We start from the raw sequence: 18,273 nt of genomic DNA on the forward strand, positions 1-18,273 counted from the left end.
GGTGTCGTGTCAGCTGGACGTGTCCGCGGCCACCTTCTTCTCGGCGTCGTCCGCCGGCTTGGCCGTGGCCGCCGGCTTCTCGGCCGGGGCGGCGTTGTTGGGCACACCCGGGACGATGCCGGCCAGGCCGGAGAGCATCTGCCCGAGCTGCGAGGTGACCGCGTCCTTCTGCCGGGTGAGGTCCTCGACCTCGCGGCGCGCCGCCTGGGTGGTCAGCTCGGCCTCGGTGCGGGCCTCGGTGAGCAGGCGCTGGGACTCGGCACGGGCCTCGTTGAGCGTACGGTCGGCGAGCGCCTTGGCCTTCTCGATGGTCTCGGTCGCGTTGCGCTCCGACTCCACCCGCCGGGCCTCGGCACGCTGCTCGATCTCCTTGGCGCGCTCCTGCGCGGCGCGAGCCCGCTGCTCGGCCTCGCCGACCAGCTTCTGGGTCTGCGCGACCTGGGCGGCGTGCCGCTCCGACTCCTCGCGCTCGGCCTTCTCCCGCCGCTCGGCGAGCTGGAGCTCCAGGGCCTGGAGGTCCTTGTCGCGCTTGTCACGGGCGTCGGTCAGCAGCTTGGTCGCCTCGGCACGCTTCTCCTCGGCCTCACGGGCGGCCTTGGCCCGCTGCTGAGTGATCTCGCGCTCAGCGGTGGCGCGCAGGGTGGCGACCTCGCGCTCGACCGTCGACTTCAGCTCGGCCACCTCGTGGGCGGTCACCGTGCGTAGCTGCTTGGTCTCGCGCTCGGCATCGGCACGCAGCGTGTCGGCCTCCCGGCGAGCCTGGACCCGGACCTCGGCGGCCTCCCGCTCGGCGGCGGTACGGAGGTTGCCGGCCTCCCGCTCGGCGGTGGCCTTCATCGCCGCCGCCTCGGCCCGCGCCTTGTCGGTGATCTCCCGCGCCTCCAGGCGGGCGGCGGAGAGGATGCCCTCCGACTCGCGCTTGGCCTCGTTGCGGTGGTCGTTGGCCTGCTCCTCGGCGAGCCGGAGGATCTGCTCGACCCGGGTGCCGAGGCCGGACAGCGTGGGGCGGCTGTTCTCCTCAAGCTGCTTGCTGGTGTCGGTGAGCTTCTGCTCCAGGGCGGTGAGCCGCTGCTCGGACTGGCGGAGCCGGCGCTGGGCGTCGTTGAGCGCCTGCTCGGCGTCGGCGCGGTCCTTGTTGGCCTGGCTCAGCGCGGCGTTCAGCCGGCCGATGAAGTCATCGACCTGACCGGTGTTGTATCCGCGCAGGCCAACCGTGAAATCTGGCTGCGAGTTCGCGTTATCGAAGAACGCGAGAGGGGAGGACTGCTGCTGGGGCATTGGGACATACTGGCAGACCCCCCGGGGTGCTTCGCAAGAGCGGGCCGCCCTTTGCCGTCCTCTTTACATGGTCAACTCGTAGCGTCACCGGAACCCCGCGCCGACGGGCGATCTTGCCAGTTCGGGGAGGAGCCCGACGGTACGCAGCGTGACGCGAAAAAGGCATCGAAGTCATCCGCCCACTGCTTTTCTTTCCGGGCGCTGCGCCCCGCGCGAATGGTCGCCGGGCCGGGACGGGGAAAAGCATTGCGCGTTCACCGAAAGGCCATCGACGGCTCCTCCGTCAGGCCAACGTCCGCAGCACCTGTCGATCACGTCACGTCCGTCGATGAATACGGTTTGCCTGGATCGGCGGGCGCTGGGGACCTCGGCGGGTTGGTCGGCGTCGGTGGGCCGGACCGCGGGGGATGGACGTCAGGCGGTGGTGGGGTGGGGGGCGGGTTCGACGAGTTCGACCAGGACGCCGCCGGCGTCCTTGGGGTGGACGAAATTGATCCGCGAGCCTGCGGTGCCTCGCCGGGGGGTGTCGTACAGCAGCCGCAGGCCCCGGTCGCGTAGCGCCGCGCAGGCCGCGTCGACGTCCGTCACGGTGTACGCCACCTGCTGCACGCCCGGACCGTTGCGGTCGAGGAACTTCGCGATCGTCGACTCCGGGGTCAGCGGGGCGAGCAGTTGCAGGCAGCCACCCTCCGTGGTCGGCCCGACCGCCAGCATCGCCTCCCGTACACCCTGCTCTGTGTTCGTCTCGGTGTGTACGCACCGCATGCCGAACGTCCGGGTGTAGAAGTCGATCGCGGCGTCGAGGTCGGCCACGGCGATCCCGACATGGTCGATGCGTCGCAGGCCGATCTCTGTGACATAGTCGGCAGCGGACTCGACGGGGGAGTTCTCAGACATGACGCTAGTCTGACCGAACAATCGTTAAGGCGTACGGCCGGCACCCCCCTCGGAGGCAGGTATGGCTTCGGTGATCGTCAGCGGCGCGCGGACCCCGATGGGGCGCCTGCTGGGCAACCTCAAGGACCTACCGGCGACGAAGTTGGGCGGCATCGCCATCTCGGCAGCCCTGGAGCGGGCCGGGGTCGCCCCCGACCAGGTGCAGTACGTGATCATGGGTCAGGTGCTCCAGGCAGGTGCCGGGCAGATGCCGGCCCGCCAGGCGGCCGTGGAGGCGGGCATCCCGATGTCCGTACCGGCGCTGAGCATCAACAAGGTCTGCCTCTCCGGCCTGGACGCGATCGCCCTGGCCGACCAGCTGATCCGGGCCGGCGAGTTCGACGTCGTGGTGGCCGGCGGCATGGAGTCGATGACCAACGCCCCGCACCTGCTGCTCGGCCAGCGCGGCGGTTACAAGTACGGCGACGTGACGCTCAAGGATCACATGGCGCTCGACGGGCTGACCGACGCCTGGGACTGCTGCGCCATGGGGGAGTCCACCGAGCGGCACGGCAGCACGCGCGGCATCACCCGGCAGGAGCAGGACGAGTTCGCCGCGGCCAGCCACCAGCGCGCCGCCGCCGCCCAGAAGAACGGTCACTTCGCCGACGAGATCACTCCGGTGGTCATCCCGCAGCGCAAGGGTGACCCGCTGGTGATCAGCGAGGACGAGGGCATCCGCCCCGACACCACCGCCGAGTCCCTGGCGAAGCTGCGCCCGGCGTTCGCCAAGGACGGCACCATCACCGCGGGCAGCTCGTCGCCGATCTCCGACGGCGCCGCCGCGGTGGTCGTGATGAGCAAGGCGAAGGCCAAGGAACTGGGCCTGACCTGGCTGGCGGAGATCGGGGCGCACGGCAACGTCGCCGGCCCCGACAACTCGCTGCACTCGCAGCCGTCCAACGCCATCCAGCATGCCCTGCGCAAGGGCGGTCTGACCGTTTCCGATCTCGACCTGATCGAGATCAACGAGGCGTTCGCGCAGGTCGGCATCCAGTCCATCCGTGACCTCGGGGTCAGCCCGGACAAGGTCAACGTCAACGGCGGCGCGATCGCGCTGGGCCACCCGATCGGCATGTCCGGCGCCCGCCTGGTGCTCACCCTCGCGCTGGAGCTCAAGCGGCGCGGCGGCGGTACCGGCGCGGCAGCGCTCTGCGGTGGCGGCGGCCAGGGCGACGCGTTGATCATCCACGTCCCCAACCCGGCCGAGACCTCTTCGTGAGTGACGTGAACGGCAGTGTTCCGGCTGCGGCCACGTCGGTGCGCCGTAGTCGGGACGTGCCGATGCTTGTCGATCGGGCTCGGGCGGGTGACCATCGTGCGGTGGCCCGGTTGATCACGCTTGTCGAGTCGGGCGACGAGACGCTGCCGGCGATCGCGGCGGCGCTCGCACCGTACGCCGGTCAGGCTCAGGTCGTGGGCCTGACCGGTTCGCCGGGGGTGGGCAAGTCGACCACCACCAACGAGCTGGTACGCGCGCTGCGGGCCCGGGGCCATCGGGTCGGGGTGCTCGCCATCGACCCGTCCAGCCCGTTCACCGGTGGGGCGATCCTCGGTGACCGGGTACGGATGCAGGATCACGCCACCGACCCGGGTGTCTACATCCGCTCGATGTCCAGCCGTGGGCATCTCGGCGGCCTGTCGGCGGCGACCCCCCAGGCGGTACGCGTGCTGGAGGGTGCCGGCTGCGACGTGGTGCTGGTGGAGACCGTCGGGGTCGGGCAGGCCGAGGTCGAGGTGGCCTCGCTTGCCGACACCACGTTGGTGCTGCTCGCGCCGGGGATGGGTGACGCGATCCAGGCGGTGAAGGCCGGCATCCTGGAGATCGCCGACGTCTTCGTGGTCAACAAGGCCGATCGGGACGGTGCCGACGCCACGGCCCGTGACATCCAGGGCATGATCGCTCTCGGTGAGCGTGGGCCGGGCGAATGGCGTCCGCAGGTGGTCCGTGCGGTTGCCGTCCGCGGCGAGGGCGTCGACGACATCGCCGCGGCGATCGACAAGCACCGGGGCTGGCTGGTCGAGCACGACGAGCTGCGCCGCCGCCGGGAGGCGCGGGCCGCCGCCGAGATCGAGGCCATCGCGCTGGGCGTGCTCCGCGCCCGGATCGGCTCCTTGCGCGACGGTACGCAACTGCCGACGCTGGCCGCCGAGGTGGCCGCCGGCACCACCGACCCCTACGCCGCCGCCAACACCCTCCTCACCCAACTCACCCGCTAGCCCTCACCCCACCCCGCCGCGCCGGGCGCCCCGCCCCGCGCCGCGCCGGGCGCCCCGCCCCGCGCCGCGCCAGGCGCCGTCGATCATGCACTTGTTGTCTCGACATAAGGCGTGAATGGGGCTTTTCGGCGACCAGAAGTGCAAGATCGCGGGTGCGGGTGCGGGTGCGGGTGCGGGTGCGGGTGCGGGTGCGGGTGCGGGGGAGGGGAGGGTGCGGGGTGTGGGGGAGGGGTGGGGTGAGGTGTCCACTGCGGAGGGAGGGGGGGGCGGTTAGGCTCGCAGCGGCTCGCGGTGGGCGGGTGGTGGATGCGTGCGGGGGAGTGAGCGTGGATCACGAGATGACGCAGGAGATGCCGATGACGCCGGATGCGATGGCTGGCGGTCGTACGGACATCTCGGACGAGGTGGTGGAGAAGATCGCGGTGGCCGCGACGAAGTCGGTGCCGGGTGTGGTCGAGTTGGGCGGGGACATCGCCCGGTTCTTCAACGCGGTGCTCGATCGGGTGGGGCTCGACCAGGTGGGTGACGCCCGTCGGGGCTGCTCGGCGCACGTCACAAATGGTGCGGCCGTGGTCAACCTGGTCATCGTGACCGACGCGGGGCATCCGGTGCCCGAGGTGAGCACGGCGGTGCGGGCCGCGGTGACCCGGGCGATCGAGGCGTACGGGCTGCGGGTCGACGAGATCAACATTCGGGTGGACGACGTGGCCATCGGGGGTCCCGCGAGCTGAGCGTGCGGTTACCGTCCGGTACGAACTTCCTTATCGATCGTTCAGGAAGAGTTCTACACTCGACGTGCAGTCTTCAAGGACTCGAGGAGGAGCCCGGAGATGAACGCCGACGAGATCGCTGCCGGACGGGCCCGCTGGCAGGCCCGCTACGACGCCGCGCGCAAGCGGGACGCGGACTTCACCACACTCTCCGGGATCCCTGTCGAGCCGGTCTACGGCCCGCCGGAGGGGGTCGCGTACCCGGGGTTCGACCGGATCGGCTGGCCGGGCGAGTTCCCGTACACCCGGGGTTTGTATCCGACCGGCTATCGGGGACGGACCTGGACCATCCGGCAGTTCGCCGGGTTCGGTAACGCCCGGCAGACCAACGAGCGCTACAAGATGATCCTCGGCGCCGGTGGCGGTGGCCTGTCGGTCGCCTTCGACATGCCCACCCTGATGGGCCGCGACTCCGACGACCCGCAGTCGCTCGGCGAGGTCGGCCACTGCGGGGTGGCGGTGGACAGCGCCACCGACATGGAGGTGCTCTTCGACGGCATCGACCTGGCCGCGGTCACCACCAGCATGACGATCTCCGGGCCGGCGGTGCCGGTGTTCTGCATGTACCTGGTCGCCGCCGAGCGGCAGGGCGCCGATCTGTCCACACTCGACGGTACGTTGCAGACCGACATCTTCAAGGAGTACATCGCGCAGAAGGAGTGGCTGTTCGACCCCGAGCCGCACCTGCGCCTGATCGGTGACCTGATGGAGTACTGCGCGACCGAGATCCCGCGCTACAAGCCGCTGTCGGTCTCCGGCTACCACATCCGCGAGGCCGGCTCGACCGCCGCGCAGGAGTTGGCGTACACCCTCGCCGACGGTTTCGGCTATGTCGAGCTGGGCCTCTCGCGCGGGCTTGACGTCAACGTCTTCGCCCCGGGGCTGAGCTTCTTCTTCGACTCGCACGTCGACTTCTTCGAGGAGATCGCCAAGTTCCGCGCCGCCCGCCGGATCTGGGCCCGCTGGCTGCGCGACGTCTACGGCGCGACCAGCGAGAAGGCACTCTGGCTGCGGTTCCACACGCAGACCGCCGGGGTGTCGCTGACCGCCCAACAGCCGGTCAACAACGTCGTACGCACCGCCGTGGAGGCGCTCGCCGCGGTGCTCGGCGGCACCAACTCGCTGCACACCAACGCACTCGACGAGACGCTCGCCCTGCCCACCGACGAATCCGCCGAGATCGCCCTGCGTACCCAGCAGGTGCTGATGGAGGAGACCGGGGTGACGAACGTGGCCGACCCGCTCGGCGGATCGTGGTACGTCGAGGCGCTCACCGACCGGATCGAGGCCGAGGCGGAGGAGATCTTCGCCCGGATCCGGGCGCTGGGCGGCGAGGGTCCGCACGCCATCGGCCCGATGACCTCCGGCATCCTGCGCGGCATCGAGGACGGCTGGTTCACCGGGCACATCGCCGAGTCGGCGTTCGTCTACCAGCAGGCGCTGGAGAAGGGCGACAAGAAGATCGTCGGCGTCAACTGCCACACCGGCACGATCGCCAAGGACCTGGAGATCCTGCGCATCTCGCACGAGGTGGAGGTGGAGCAGCGCCGGGCGCTGGCCGAACGCAAGACCGGCCGGGACGACGCGGCGGTGCGCGCGGCGGTGGAGAAGATGGTGGCGGTGAGCCGTACCGGGGAGAACATGATCCCCGCGATGCTCGACGCCGTACGCGCCGAAGCCACCCTCGGCGAGATCTGTGACGCGCTGCGGGCGGAATGGGGCGTTTACCGCGAGCCTGCCCGGTTCTGACCCAGGCTCGAAAAGTGCGGCTGGGCAGGGGTGACAGTGGCAACTGTCTCCGGCCACGGTTGATCTGAGTTCCGCGCCTCGCGTGCGAGACTAGGTAACCATGAGCGACCCACGGATCACCTCGTCGATCTTTACCCGCGGCGCGGTCGACCTCAGCGCGCTGCGCACCCCCGCCCCCAGCCCCGCCCCGGCACAGGCCGGTCCCCCCGCCGCCGCACCCGGTGGTTCCGTCGGTGGGGCGGCCGTCATCGACGTGACCGAGGCGAACATCCAGTCCGCAGTGCTCGAACGTTCGCTCACCACACCGGTCGTGGTCTTCTTCGGGGCCGCCGGCTATCCGGAGAGCGACCAGTTCGCGCCGGTGCTGGAGCGGCTGGCCGCCGAGGGGGGCGGCACGTGGCTCCTGGCCCGGGTCGACGTGCAGCAGCAGCCCCGGCTCGCGCAGATGTTCCAGCTTCAGGCGCTGCCGACCACGTACGCGATCGTCGGCGGCCGGCCGGTCGACGCCTTCCCGGGTGTGGTGCCCGAGCCGCAGTTGCGCCAGTGGATCCAGGCGGTCCTGAAGGCCGGCGGCGTCTCCGTGGCCGAGCCGGAGGACCCCCGACTCGACGCGGCCGACGACGCCCTGATGGACGGCGACCTGGACGCCGCCGAGCAGGCGTACCGCAAGATCCTGGCCGAGACCCCGAACGACGCTGCGGCGGAGGCGGGCCTGGCCCAGGTCGGTCTCGCCCGCCGGGTCTCCGGCGCCGACCCGCAGACCGCGCTCGCCGCCGCGGCGGCCAACCCCGACGATGTCGACGCCCAGCTGCTGGCCGCCGACATCGAGGTGCTCAGCGGCCAGGCCGAGCAGGCATACCAGCGTCTCGTCGGGCTGGTCCGGCGCACCGCCGGTGAAGACCGGGAAAAGGTACGCCAGCACCTGGTCGGCCTGTTCACCATCGCCGGCCCGGAAGACCCGACGGTCGCCTCGGCCCGTCGAGCCCTGGCCAGCGCCCTGTTCTGACCCTCCAGCCACCGCCAGCGCGGGCCGGCACACGCCGGCCCGCCCCGACACCCACAAGGACGGGAGCCCAGGTGAGCGCGAGGAGTGAGCTTGCGAGCCCCGCAGTCGTGAACGGAAGGTGGGTCTGGTGAGCGCGAGGAGTGAGCTTGCGAGCCCCGCAGTCGTGAACGACAGCGGCCCATGATGCGCCGGATCGCCGTCCTCGATGCGCCGAGCAACCTCGGCCTGCGCCCACCCACGGTCACCTCGGTCCCGGGCTGCGGGAAGGCGCCGGGCGCGCTACGTGACCAGGGCCTGCTGCCCCGGCTACGGGCCCGCGACGCCGGCTGCCTGACCTCGCCGCGCTACGACGCCGGTGACTGGCGACCGGGCGACGGGGTGTGCCACGCGCGGGAGATCGCCGACTACTCGGCGGCGCTTGCCGACCGGGTCGGCGCGATCATCGACCGGGGCGAGTTCCCGCTGGTCCTTGGCGGCGACTGTTCGATCCTGCTCGGTTCGGCACTGGCCATGCACCGCCTCGGCGAGGAGGTCGGCGGCCGGATCGGCCTGATCTACGTGGACGGCCACTCCGACTTCCGGCACCCCGGCAACGCCTCCTACGTCGGGGCGGCAGCCGGTGAGAGCCTCGCCCTGGTCACCGGGCGGGGGCAGGCCGACCTGGCGGCCATCGAGGGGCGACGCCCCTATTTTCGCGACATCGACGTGGTGGTGCTCGGCATCCGGGCCCAGGACGAGTACCGGCTCGACCTTCAGGCCGCCGGGATCGTCACCCGTCCGGTGCCGGCGCTGCGTGCCGAGGGCGCGGCGCGGACCGCCCAGTGGGCGCACGAGCAACTGGCCGACTGCGTCGGCTACTGGGTGCACGTCGATGTGGACGTACTCGATCCGGCCGTGATGCCGGCGGTCGACGCTCCCGACGCGGGCGGCATCGCCTTCGCCGAGCTGGAGATCCTCCTCGCCGGCCTGGTCGACACCCCGCACTGCCTCGGCGTCGAGTTGACCGTTTTCGACCCCGACTACGACCGGGACGGCGCGTACGCCGCCGAGATCGTCAACACCGTGGTGGCGGGTCTGCGCCCGGTCACCGCGCCCGCGCCGTTGCTGACCCGGTCGAGCACCGACCGGACGGCACCCGCTCCCCGCCGGACCGCCGACCGCGCGTCGGGCCGAGCCGACCGTGCGGGCCTGAGCGCCCACCCGGACCTGGCCGATCGCCCGGACCTGGCCGATCGCGCGGATCTGGCCGATCGCGCGGATCTGGCCGATCGCGCGGATCTGGCCGATCGCGCAGATCTGGCTGACCGCGCAGATCTGGCTGACCGCGCAGATCTGGGCGCTCGTGGGGACCTGGTTGCCCTTGGGGACCTGGATGGGCGCGCCTATCTCGCCGACGCTGCGGATCTGGCCGAGCGTGGGGACCTTGGTGACCGTGCGGACGAGGCCGTACGTGCGGCGGGCGCTGTCGCTGCGCCGGATCGACGCGACACCGACTTCTCCGCCGGCCCGGGGTCCTTGCGTCGGTCAGCGGCGGAGGAGGGGTCGGCTGGTCCGGTGTCCTTGCGCCGGACGGCGGTGGACGACCAGGCCGGGCCGGCTGCGGACGGTCCGCGCCCGGTGGCCACGGATTCGACTGATGGTCCGCGCGTGGCCGGTGGTCTGCGTCTGGTGGCCGCCGATCCGATTGGTGATCTGCACGCGGCCGGTGGTCTGCGCCCGGTGGTCGCCGAGCCGCCTGCCGCCCTCGCCAGCTCGACCGACCCGGATGCCCCGGCCGACGGACCCGCCTGACCCGGCTGCCTGGCCGACCCGGATGCCCCGGCCGACGGTCCTGCCTGACCAGCTGGTCTTGGCTGATCGGGCTGCTCCGGCCGATGGGCCCGGCTGGTCCGGTTGTCTTGGCTGATCGGGCTGCTCCGGCCGACGGTCCCGGCTAACCGGGTTGCCTTGGCCGACCCGGATCCTCCGGCCGTCGGGCCCGGCTGGCCGGGTTGTCTTGGCTGGTCGCCCCGGCCGACGGCGGGGACGACCCGGCCGAGCCGGATGAGATCGGTGGCGGAGCCGGTCAGGGCGGTGAACCCGATGATCGACACCGTTACGGCGGAATGGCGGTGATCCGGGTGCTTTGATCACGCCATTCCGCCGTAACGGAGTTGATCAGGACAGCGCCGCTCGGCGATCAGGACAGCGGGCAGCGTTCGGTGGTCAGGGGAGGGCGCGTAGGAAGCGTTCGGCGATGGGGACGGCGGTGGCGCTGCCGGAGCCGCCCTTCTCGACGAAGACGGCGAAGGCGATGTCGCCCTGCCAGCCGATGAACCAGGCGTGCGTGTTCTTCGGGTTGTTGTCGTACTCGGCGGTGCCGGTCTTGCCGTGCACCGGCTCGCCCGGTACGTCCTTCAGGGCCGTGCCGGTGCCGTCGGTGATCACCGCTCGCATCATCTCGCGGACGGCCGTGACCGCCTCGGGCTTCAGCTCCGGGCCGGGCTCGCCGGCCGGCTCCGGTGCCGGGTCGAGGACCAGCTTGGGCGGAGTGAAGGCGCCCTTGGCCACCGCCGCGGTCGCCGCCGCCATGGCCAGCGGGCTGACCACCGTGGTGCCCTGCCCGATCGCGGCGGCAGCCTGCTCGGTGGCACCACCGCCGGCCGACACCTTTCCGGTGAACGCGTCGAGGCCCACCTGCCACTGGCCTTCCAGGCCGAGGTTCCGGCCGGTGGCGGCGAGCCCGTCGGCACCGAGTTGCGGGGCCAGGGCGGCGAAGGCCGTATTGCAGGACTTGGCGAAGTTGGTGCGGAACGGCACCTCGCCGAGCTCGAAGTTGTTGGAGTTCTTGAACGAGCGGCCGTCGACGACGAGGGTCTTCGGGCAGTCCACGTCGATGTCCGGGGTGACCGCGTCGCGTTCGACCAGGCCGAGGGCGCTGACCATCTTGAACGTGGAGCCCGGCGGCACCTGCGCGGTGAAGGCCAGGTTCTCTCCGGCGGCGCCGGGGCCGTTGGCGGCGGCCAAGACCGCGCCGTCGCTGATTCGTACGGCGACCAGGGCGGAGCGGCGTCGCTCGGCTCGTAGCGCCTGGTCGGCCGCCTTCTGGGTGGCGACGTCGAGGGTCGTCCTGACGGGCTTGCCGGGCTGCGGCTCGCGTTGGAACACCTCGGTGCCGGTGGGCTCCAGCGTCCCGTCCTGCAGCGGCCGCTTGATGATCACGGTGAGCCCGGGTGCGCCGCGCAGGTGTTCGTCCCAGCGGCCCTGCAATCCGCCGTGGCCGACCAGGTCGCCGGGGGCGTACCGGTCGGGGTTCTTGGCCAGGTCTTCGGCGTGCGCGGGGTCGACCGTGCCGAGCACCGCCCGGGCGAACTCCCGGGTCGGTGCGAGGTCGAGCTTGTCGCTCTGGAACTTCGTCCCGGGCAGGTCGTAGATCCGTGACCGGATCTGCCGGTACGCCTCGTCGCGCAGGGTGACCACCTCGACGAACGCGTCCGGTTTCGCCTCGTTCAGCCGCTTGGGCAGATCCGACAGGTCCACGGGCGGGGTGATCGCCGGGCGGATCGCGCGGAAGGCGGCGTCCAGCTCGCGGGTCATGGCCTTGACGTCGGTGACCTCGCTGGGTTGCAGCCCGACCCGGACCACGTCGCGCGGCGCCACGATCGGTTCGCCGGCGGCGTCGAGCACGGTGGCCCGGGGGGCCCGCACCCGTTGCAGTCCCAGTCGGTCACCGCGGGTGAGCTGCTCCTGGACGATCTGTGGCTCCCAGATCACCTGCCACTGGTCGTCGCGACCCTGGGTGAGTCGCACCGGCCGGTCGTACGCCCAGCTCGTCTCGTCCGGCAGCGTCCACTCCAACCGCACCGTCGCGGTGGCGGTGGCCTGGACCACTGACGGGTCGCCCTGCCGGGTCAGCGTGAGCGGGGCGTCGACCAACTCGCCGGACAGCTCCCGGATCTCCTGGGCGACGGTGGCGGCGGGCACCTTCGCGCCGGTCGGGTCGACGAAGCCGATCGTGTTCAGGTCGCCGGTACGCCACCCGTTGAGGAAGGCGTCGACGGTGCGTTCCGGGCCGTCCTCGCCGGAACAGGCGACCAGGCCTGCCGAGGCGACGAGGCCGGCGACCATGGCGGCGAGACGTGACCAATTGTGGCGATGTCGGTGCGAGCGGTGCATCAGCGCTGGTTCCTCCTGGTCAGGCTGCACTGCACGGTAGTACGTCCGGGCAGCCCGCACTGACCCGGTCGGCCGGGGTCTGGCGAAAAGACAGGCCGGTGACGATGTGATGAACAACATGAGCTGGGGTACTCCTGACCCGGCCGAACCTCGTACCGCAACGGGTGAAAGGACGACCGTCCGAGATCCGGAAGGCCGGTCATAGGTCCGCCGACGGATGAACCGGTCGGTCGGCCTAGGCTTGGCGGAAGAGTGACCCACAACGCGGTGGGTCGAGGGGAGTGGCACCGATGGACCGGCGTCCGGCGATCAAACCGGGACCCGACCTCCGGCAGGCTGACACCAGCCGGGACGACAGCTTCGACACGGCAACCGACGGAGACGGCTACGGCCGCCTCGATTCAGGAACGACCGGCATGACCGGTTCGAGTATCGACACCCTCTACGACTTGGGTCTGCCACCAGAGGCGTTGGCAGGCGACGTGGAGGACGCCGAGCTCGACGAGCCGGTACCCAACGCCGAGCGACTGGTGGCGCAGGCGGTCGCACTGGCCGGCGACGACCATGACGCGGCGACCCTGGTGGGGCGTTTCTGGCGGTTCGCGCCGGACGAGGAGCTGATCGGCTTCACCGCCGAGGAGATGCTCGAAGCCGCCCGGGCGCACCGGGAGTTGGCCGAGCAGCGGGTGCCGGGCGAGCTGAAGCTGCGGATCCACTCACCCGACGCGGAGCAGCACCACAGCGTCATCGAGATCGTCACCGACGACATGCCGTTCCTGGTCGACTCGGTGACCGCGCTGCTCAACAGCCACCACCTGGACGTGCACCTGCTGGTGCACCCGCTGGTGGTGGTGCGCCGCGAGCCGCTGGGCCGGCTGATCGAGGTGGCCGCCGACGTGGAACCGGACGACGCGATCGCCGGTGACCTGGTCGAGAGCTGGATGCACATCGAGGTCGACCCGGTCCGTGATCCGGCGGAGCGGGACAAGCTGCGCCGCGAGTTGCAGCGGGTGCTGACCGATGTGCGGGAGGCCGTCGAGGACTGGCCGAAGATGCGCCAGCAGGCCCTCTCCCTCGCCGACGACCTGGCCGCCGCGCGGACCAGCGACAACCGGCCACCGGTGCCGGAGAAGGACATCACCGACTCGGTGGAGTTGCTGCGCTGGCTGGCGCACGACCACTTCACCTTCCTGGGGTACCGGGAGTACCGGTTGGTGCCGGACTCGGACAAGGGCGGGCCGGCCCTGGAGGCCGTGCTCGGCACCGGGCTGGGCATCCTGCGGCAGGACTCGCCGGAGGCGCGGGCGCTGTCGTCGATGACCCAGGAGGCACACGAGAAGGTCACCGAGAAACGCCTGCTGATCATCACGAAGGCGAACTCGCGGGCCACCGTGCACCGCTCGGCGTACCTGGACTACATCGGTTTCAAGATCTTCGACGACAACGGCGAGGTGGTGGGGGAGCGGCGGTTCCTGGGCCTGTTCTCCACCGCCGCGTACCGGACCAGCGTGCAGGAACTGCCGGTGGTCCGCCGTAAGGTCGCCGAGGTGCTGGACCGCTCCGGCCTGAGCCAGCGCAGCCACTCCGGCAAGGACCTGCTCCAGATCCTGGAGACGTACCCGCGCGACGAGCTGTTCCAGATCAAGACCGACGACCTGTACCACGCGGTGATCGGTGTGCTGCGGATGGCCGGTCGCCGGCAGCTGCGGGTGTTCCTGCGCCGCGACGCGTACGGGCGGTTCATCTCCTGCCTGATCTACCTGCCCCGGGACCGGTTCACCACGCAGAACCGGCTGCGCATGCAGGACATCCTGCTGCGCGAACTCAACGGTGTCGGGGTGGACTACACCACCCGGGTCACCGAGTCGATGCTGGCCCGGGTGCACTTCATCGTGCGTACCGACCCGGGCAACCCGCCCGGGGAGATCGACGCCGACCTGCTGGCCGAGGAACTGGCCGACGCCACCCGGCTGTGGGACGACGACTATCGGCTGGTGTTGGAGCGCAAGCTCGGTGACGAGCAGGCCAAGCACCTGTTCGTCAGGTACGCCGACGCGTTCCCGGAGGGCTACAAGGACGGGCACACGCCGTACGAGGCGATGAAGGATCTGGCGAAGCTGGAGCTGCTGGAGGAGCCCGGCCAGCTGGAGATGCACCTGTTCCGCAAGCAGCCGCTGCCGCGTGCGGTCGCCCGGGGAGCGGACGTCGACGAGTCGATGGACGTCCGGTTCAAGGTCTACCGGTACGGCGAGCCGATGATGCTCTCGGCGGTGCTGCCGGTGCTGCACTCCCTCGGCGTACGGGTGGTCGACGAGCACCCGTACGAGGTGGAACGCGTCGACGGCCGGATCTGGCTGTACGACTTCGGGCTGCGACTGCCCGAGGGCCACCAGGACCTGGCCGAGGTGCGCCCGCACGTGGAGAACGCCTTCGCGGCGGCGTGGCGGGGCGAGGCCGAGGTGGACGGCTTCAACGAGCTGGTGCTGCACGCCGGGCTCACCTGGCGGCAGGTCGTGGTGCTGCGGGCGTACGCGAAGTACCTGCGGCAGACCGGCACCGTCTTCTCCCAGGACTACATGGAGTCGACGTTCATCGCGTACCCGCATCTCGCCCGGCTGCTGGTGCAGCTCTTCGAGACCCGGTTCGAGCCGGGCACGCTCACCACCGAGCAGCGCGAGCAGCGCAGCGCGGAGCTGGTCGCCGAGCTGACCTCCGCCCTGGACGACGTGGCAAGCCTCGACCAGGACCGGATCCTGCGGGCCTACCTGACGCTGATCCAGGCCACCCTGCGGACCAGCTTCTACCAGAAGCCGGGCAGCGGGCGTCCGAAGGCGTACGTGGCGTTCAAGCTGGACCCGCAGGCGATCCCGGACCTGCCCGCGCCCCGGCCGAAGTTCGAGGTCTTCGTGTACTCGCCGCGCTTCGAGGGCGTGCACCTGCGGTACGGCCCGGTGGCCCGTGGTGGTCTGCGCTGGTCGGACCGGCGGGAGGACTTCCGCACCGAGGTGCTCGGCCTGGTCAAGGCGCAGATGGTGAAGAACGCCGTGATCGTGCCGGTGGGTGCCAAGGGCGGCTTCGTGCTCAAGCAGAAGCCGGGCGACCGCGACGAGGCGGTGGCCTGCTACAAGGAGTTCGTCGGCGCCCTGCTCGACGTCACCGACAACATCGTGGCCGGTGAGATCGTGCCGCCCGACGACGTGGTTCGGCACGACGGCGACGACCCGTACATGGTGGTGGCGGCAGACAAGGGCACGGCGACCTTCTCCGACATCGCCAACGAGGTCTCCGTCGCGCACAAGTTCTGGCTGGGTGACGCCTTCGCCTCGGGTGGCTCGGCCGGGTACGACCACAAGAAGATGGGCATCACCGCCCGGGGCGCCTGGGAGTCGGTCAAGCGGCACTTCCGCGAGCTGGGCCACGACACCCAGAGCCAGGACTTCACAGTGGTCGGTGTCGGCGACATGTCCGGTGACGTGTTCGGTAACGGCATGTTGCTGTCGGAGCACATCCGGTTGGTGGCCGCCTTCGACCACCGGCACATCTTCCTGGACCCGGATCCGGACGCGGCGTCGTCGTACGTCGAGCGGAAGCGGCTGTTCGCGCTGGCCCGTTCGACCTGGGAGGACTACAACGCCGAGCTGATCTCGGCCGGCGGTGGGGTCTACTCGCGTACGGCGAAGTCGGTGCCGATCTCGCCGCAGGTGCGCGCGGTGCTCGGGCTGGACGACGACGTCGAGCAGATGAGCCCGCAGGAGCTGATGAAGGCGATCCTCACCGCACCTGTGGATCTGTTCTGGAACGGCGGCATCGGCACCTACGTCAAGGCGTCCACGCAGAGCAACGCCGAGGTGGGCGACAAGTCCAACGACGCCATCCGGGTCAACGGCAAGGACCTGCGCTGCCGGGTGGTCGGCGAGGGCGGCAACCTGGGCTTCACCCAGCACGGCCGGATCGAGTACGCCCAGACGGGCGGTCGGATCTACACCGACTTCATCGACAACGCGGCCGGGGTGGACTGCTCCGACCACGAGGTGAACATCAAGATCCTGTTGAACACCGCGGTCGCCGACGGCGAACTGACAGTTCCCGAGCGGGACGAGCTGCTCGCCGCGATGACCGACGAGGTCGGCCAGCTGGTGTTGCGGGACAACTACGACCAGGCCCGGGCGATCAACAACTCGCAGGCGCAGGCCGCCTCACTGTTGCCGGTGCACCGCCGGATGATCACCGAGCTGGAGCGGTCCGGCACGTTGAACCGGGCGCTGGAGGCGCTGCCGTCGGACGAGGAACTGGCGGTACGCACCGAGTCGGGGCTGACCGCTCCGGAGTTCGCGGTGCTGCTCGCGTACGTGAAGATCGCCTTGGAGAAGGAGACCCTCACCGACGGGTTGGCCGACGAGGAGTGGACCAACGAGGTGTTGGTCAACTACTTCCCGACGCCGATGCGTGAGCGGTTCGCCGAGCGGATGGGCCGGCACCGGCTGCGCCGCGACATCGTGACCACCGTACTTGTCAACGAGGCGGTCAACCGGGGTGGCATCTCGTTCATCTTCCGGGTGGTCGAGGAGACCGCGGCCCCGGCCGCGGACGTGATCCGGGCGTACGTGGTGGTCCGTGAGGTCTTCGGGCTGCGTGCGCTCTGGGACGCGGTCGAGGCGCTGGACAACAAGGTCGACCCGGAGTTGCAGACCGACGTCTACCTGGACACCCGACGGCTGCTCGACCGGGCGGTGCGGTGGCTGGTGACCAACCGCCGGTCGCCGATCGACGTGCGCGCCGAGATCGATCGGCTGCGTGCCGGGGTGGCCCGGTTGCTGCCGCAGCTGGAGACGCTGTTCTACGGCACCGAACGGGAGGCGATCGCGGCGCACATCGACGCGATGACCGAGCGTGGCCTGCCACGTGAGCTGGCCGAGCAGAGCACCCGTCTGATGTACAGCTTCGGTCTGCTCGACGTGGTGGAGACCGCGGCCGCCTCCGGGCGCGACGTGGGCGAGGTGGCCTCGGTCTACTTCGTGCTCTCCGACCGGTTCCGGGTCGATTCGCTGTTGTCGAAGATCTCGCTGCTGCCCCGCGAGGACCGGTGGCAGACGTTGGCCCGGATGGCGCTGCGCTACGACCTGTACGCCGCGTTGGCCGCGCTGACCGGCGAGGTGCTCGACTCCACGCCGGCCGACCTGCCGCCGCTGGAGCGGGTGCAGCAGTGGGAGCAGTCGAACGCGACCTCGATCCATCGGGCGGAGCGGGCGATGGGCGAGTTCGACGAGTCGCGGGCCGATCTGGCGGCCCTGTCGGTCCTGCTGCGGCAGATCCGGACTCTCGTCCGTACCTCGGCTGCCACCTGATCCGAGAACGACCGACGAACCGTGGCCCGGCGGGAGAACCGCCGGGCCACGGGCCGTTTCGGGGGTCGGTCAGGGGTGGACTGGTCAGGGGTGGGTCGGTCAGGGATGGGTCGGTCAGGGATGGGTCGGTCAGGGAGTCAGGGAGGCGAAGACGATCACGTTGTCGGGGTAGTCGCCGGTGACCTCGTCGAACTGGCCGCCGCAGGTGATCACCCGTAGACCGGGCCGGTCGTTGGGGCCGTACACCTGCTCGGTGGGAAAGGCGTCCTTCGGGTGGGAGACGACCGAGTCCACCTGGAAGCTGGCGGGCCTGCCGTCGGCTCGGGCGACGGTGATGGTGTCGCCGGGTTGCAGGGCGCCGAGGGAGAAGAAGACGGCGGGTCCGATGGCGGCCGAGTCGACGTGGCCGACAATTACCGCGTTGCCCACCTCGCCGGGGCTCGGACCGGGTTCGTACCATCCGGCCAGCAGCGCCTGGTCCAGCGGGGGAACCTGCACCGTGCCGTCGGGATTGGTGCCCAGCGGCATGATCTCCGCCTGGACCCCGATGCGGGGAATGCTGATCGCGGTCGGCGCGGAACGGGGCAACGCGGCCGCCACATGTGCGCCGCCGAGGTCGGCGTCGTCGAACGGGGTGTCGGCCGGCGGGGTGGCTCCCGCCCGTGCCACCGGCTGGGGCGGGCGGACGGTCTCGGCACCCTTCATCGAGGCGCCGATCAGCCCGGACCCCACCATCGCGAGCGCCACGACGACGGCGGCGCCGACGGCGCGCCACGGGTTACCGTGACGGCCGTCGGCCCGCCTCGTCGTCACG

10 protein-coding genes and 1 pseudogene are annotated in these 18,273 nt (G+C 70.8%); 7 read left to right on the forward strand and 4 right to left on the reverse strand.

Features of this window, described 5'->3' with window-relative positions; translation table 11 throughout:
- Window positions 1-9: 9 nt before the first annotated feature.
- Together Vgi01_RS21035 and mce are read right to left on the reverse strand one after the other, a co-directional pair.
- Window positions 10-1,278: a DivIVA domain-containing protein gene (locus Vgi01_RS21035; RefSeq protein WP_102660237.1), complete on the reverse strand. Its 1,269-nt coding sequence runs from the start codon at window positions 1,276-1,278 to the stop codon at window positions 10-12.
- Window positions 1,279-1,692: 414 nt separating this feature from the next.
- Window positions 1,693-2,175 (reverse strand): methylmalonyl-CoA epimerase, encoded by a 483-nt coding sequence (gene mce, locus Vgi01_RS21040; protein WP_204292131.1) that lies wholly within the window; start codon window positions 2,173-2,175, stop codon window positions 1,693-1,695.
- Between the two features lie 61 nt (window positions 2,176-2,236).
- Between mce and Vgi01_RS21045 the strand changes: the two genes are divergently transcribed.
- From Vgi01_RS21045 to Vgi01_RS30800, 6 genes and pseudogenes are all read left to right on the forward strand, one after another.
- Entirely contained in the window at window positions 2,237-3,436 is a 1,200-nt protein-coding gene (locus tag Vgi01_RS21045; RefSeq protein ID WP_204292132.1) for an acetyl-CoA C-acetyltransferase, read from the forward strand.
- A 62-nt stretch (window positions 3,437-3,498) separates the two neighbouring features.
- The gene (meaB, locus tag Vgi01_RS21050; RefSeq protein WP_373307010.1) at window positions 3,499-4,434 is read left to right on the forward strand and encodes a methylmalonyl Co-A mutase-associated GTPase MeaB; all 936 of its coding nucleotides are present in this window, start codon (window positions 3,499-3,501) and stop codon (window positions 4,432-4,434) included.
- 326 nt (window positions 4,435-4,760) lie between these two features.
- Window positions 4,761-5,165: an Asp23/Gls24 family envelope stress response protein gene (locus tag Vgi01_RS21055; protein ID WP_102658598.1), complete on the forward strand. Its 405-nt coding sequence runs from the start codon at window positions 4,761-4,763 to the stop codon at window positions 5,163-5,165.
- Window positions 5,166-5,264: 99 nt separating this feature from the next.
- The gene (icmA, locus tag Vgi01_RS21060; protein ID WP_102658597.1) at window positions 5,265-6,953 is read left to right on the forward strand and encodes a coenzyme B12-dependent isobutyryl-CoA mutase large subunit; all 1,689 of its coding nucleotides are present in this window, start codon (window positions 5,265-5,267) and stop codon (window positions 6,951-6,953) included.
- Between the two features lie 100 nt (window positions 6,954-7,053).
- Window positions 7,054-7,959, forward strand: coding sequence for a tetratricopeptide repeat protein (locus Vgi01_RS21065; protein WP_204292133.1), 906 nt, complete (start codon window positions 7,054-7,056; stop codon window positions 7,957-7,959).
- A gap of 180 nt (window positions 7,960-8,139) precedes the next feature.
- Window positions 8,140-9,054: pseudogene (locus Vgi01_RS30800) on the forward strand (arginase family protein); the annotation flags it as partial.
- Between the two features lie 1,110 nt (window positions 9,055-10,164).
- Here the strand turns inward: Vgi01_RS30800 and Vgi01_RS21075 are convergent.
- The gene (locus Vgi01_RS21075; RefSeq protein WP_204292171.1) at window positions 10,165-12,114 is read right to left on the reverse strand and encodes a penicillin-binding transpeptidase domain-containing protein; all 1,950 of its coding nucleotides are present in this window, start codon (window positions 12,112-12,114) and stop codon (window positions 10,165-10,167) included.
- A 290-nt stretch (window positions 12,115-12,404) separates the two neighbouring features.
- On the opposite strand from Vgi01_RS21075, the gene Vgi01_RS21080 reads away from it, so the two are divergent.
- Entirely contained in the window at window positions 12,405-17,459 is a 5,055-nt protein-coding gene (locus tag Vgi01_RS21080; protein ID WP_102658594.1) for an NAD-glutamate dehydrogenase, read from the forward strand.
- 129 nt (window positions 17,460-17,588) lie between these two features.
- Here Vgi01_RS21080 and Vgi01_RS21085 read toward each other — a convergent pair whose 3' ends face one another.
- On the reverse strand, window positions 17,589-18,272 hold the full coding sequence (locus Vgi01_RS21085) for a class F sortase (protein ID WP_102658593.1): 684 nt from the start codon (window positions 18,270-18,272) through the stop codon (window positions 17,589-17,591).
- Window position 18,273: the final 1 nt, after the last annotated feature.

The organism is Micromonospora gifhornensis, assembly GCF_016863515.1.
In the GTDB taxonomy this organism is placed as follows: domain Bacteria; phylum Actinomycetota; class Actinomycetes; order Mycobacteriales; family Micromonosporaceae; genus Micromonospora; species Micromonospora gifhornensis.